This is a genomic window from Peptacetobacter sp., assembly GCF_029264495.1.
GTDB lineage: Bacteria > Bacillota > Clostridia > Peptostreptococcales > Peptostreptococcaceae > Peptacetobacter.
The window spans coordinates 1-2718 of record NZ_JARIBH010000048.1; the positions used below are offsets into that span (position 1 = coordinate 1).

The 2718-nt window shown below is 22.4% G+C and carries 2 protein-coding genes; both read left to right on the forward strand.

The features are described 5' to 3' along the window. The first annotated feature begins 122 nt into the window (after positions 1-122). Positions 123-311 carry a hypothetical protein gene (locus Q1J78_RS04810; RefSeq protein WP_300279635.1) on the forward strand — a complete coding sequence of 63 codons (189 nt, stop codon included), beginning with the start codon at positions 123-125 and terminating at the stop codon, positions 309-311. Between the two features lie 95 nt (positions 312-406). After that, complete coding sequence (locus tag Q1J78_RS04815) at positions 407-2611, forward strand: ABC transporter permease (protein ID WP_300279638.1); 2205 nt, start codon at positions 407-409, stop codon at positions 2609-2611. Positions 2612-2718: the final 107 nt, after the last annotated feature.

Consider the following 2718-nt stretch of genomic DNA (forward strand, 5'->3'; position numbering starts at 1 on the left):
ACAGAAAAAACTACCATTCAAGCAGAAATTATTGAAAAAAAAGAAGAAGAGTTATATATATATATTAAAAATATAATTGTTAAAAAATATTATTAAAATTCGATTTTTAAAGGAGTGATTATATGTATATTAAATTAGTATTTCAATATATTAAGAAAAATTTAAGTCGCTCATTGTCAATAATTTTAAGTATATCAATAGGTATAGCTATAATATTATGTGCAGGAGTGATAAATGAAAATATAGAAAAAGCAGATATAGAAGGATTACGATATGAATTAGGCGATTATCATTTAAAAATAAAAATATAGATAAAGAAAAAATAAAAAATATAGATAAAGAAAAAAATATTGAATATACGGCAATAGGACAATTTATAGATGGTTCAAAATATAATGAACAATTATTGAATATTACAGGAATAGATAATGATTATTTAAAGATTTCTAATTCAAAATTAATATCAGGTAGAATGCCACAAACTTCCAATGAAATAGTAGCGGAAAAATGGGTACTACAAAACTTAGGTTTAGAAGGTGAAGTTGGTGAAAAAATAAGTTTAGATTTAAATGAAAAAAAGAAAAAAGAAACTTTTACAGTAGTAGGTATAATAACTGATAGAGTTTATGAAAAATCAACCGCAATAATGGAGGCTTTGACAAAAGTAAACTCAAATCAAAGTGTAGAGCTTTATGTAAAAGTAAATGAAAATACAAAAGAAGGAATAAATTCTACAATAAACAATATAATCCAAAAAAATAAAATAAAAAAAGAAGATGTAAGCAAAAATACAATGTTAATCAATAGTATTGCTAAAAGTGAGAAATATGATAGTAAACTTTTAATATTATTTTTTATAATGATTGTATTTTTAATATTTATAGTTTATAGCATTTACAATATATCAATGATACAAAGATTATCTGAGTACGGAATGTTAAGAGCAATTGGAGGAAATAAAAGTCAAATTTTCAAACTTACATTTTATGAATTATTGATACTTTCAGTAATAAGTTTACCATTAGGAATACTAATAGGAGTTATAGGAGCAAAAACTATTGGTGTATATGCTTGTAGGATAATATCAGAAGGTATTTTCATGAGTTCAGATATAGTTATAAGCAAAGGATCAGTTATAGCATCCTTGATATCAATAATTCTTATGATAATTATTTTATGTATAGTAGTTTCTAAAAAAATAACTAAAATACCTATCATTGTAGCTATAAATAAGAATCGTGGTGAAAATAAGATAAAAAACTCCATATTCAACTTAAAATCTGATAAAAATATAGCTATAGAAAAAATAATAGCCATAAATAACATACTTGTAAATAAAAAAACATTTATAGTTACCGTTATATCTATAGCCTTAGGTGGAACTATGTTTATACTATCTAATTTTACTATGATTCTAAAAAATGAGGACGAAAAAACATTATTGGCGGTTAATACTAATTTAAATTCTGATTTTAAAATAGAGCAACAATCAGTAGATTACAGTAAGGGAATATCAAATGATGAACTTGAAGAAATAGAAAGAATAGAAGGAATAAAGTCAGTTGAACCATATAAAGTAAATTACGTTTCGATATATGATATACCAAAAGATAAAATAACAGTTCCTGAATACTTTGATTTTGTGAATGAATATGCGTTTTATAAAACATTTGGTGGAGTATCAAAAGAAGATAATGATGGAAAATATTCTATAAAAGGAAGTTTCTATGGATATAAAGATAAAACTCTTAAAGAATTAAATGATTTTCTAATAGAAGGTAGAATAGATGTAAAAAGTTTAAATAACGGAGATAATGTGATTTTAAAAATACCTAAAGAAGGAAGTGGTCATAAAGTTGTAGATATAAATGTTGGAGATAAAATAAAAATAAAAATCCCTAAGAATATGCTTAGCTCTGAAGAAAGTATTAAGTTTCCAAGTAATATAGATTATATAGAAAAAGAATTAACAGTATCTGTAATAGTTTCTAGAGGATATAATCAAAATGTATACTTTCCAGATGATAGTATAGATGTAATTGTTTCAGATAAGATATTTTCAGAAATAACAGGTGTAGATAAATATAAATTTGTAAATATAAATTGTAATAAAGACGCTAATATAAAAAATATAGAAGATGAATTGTATAAAATTATAAAAGATAATTTAGGTTGTAATTTGAGAAATTTATCTAAAGAAATAAAAAATTCACAGAAAAACATATTGTATAAAAATATGATTTTAAATGGTATGACTTTGATATTATTAATAATGAGTTCCTTTAATATATTTAACAATATAAGTTACAATCTTATATCAAGAAAATCTGAATTTGATACATTAAAAGCAATAGGACTTTCAAATAAAAAATTAAAGAATATGATTATTTATGAAGGCTTAGTATATTCGATAGTATCAAGTATATTAGTTGTATTATTATCACTTGTAGGGCAGTATTTGTTATATTATAAATACTTTAAAAAGATATTAATAAGTCCAACATGGTTTATAAATTGGAAACTATATATAGCAGTTGTAATTGTAAGCATTGTAATAGGAATACTATCTACATACATACCTTTTAGAATAATAAGAAATGATAAAAAATAGTGTTTATTATTCTTGTTTATAAAAATTAAAAATAATAAAATTTTTTTGATATAGAGGTGTTGATTATGAAAGAATCTCGTTTAGAAGTAATAAACTTAAAAAAATAT

Coding starts and splice junctions, on each gene's coding strand:
- Q1J78_RS04810 (WP_300279635.1), top strand. CDS start 123: ATGTATATTAAATTAGTATTTCAATATATTAAGAAAAATTTAAGTCGC.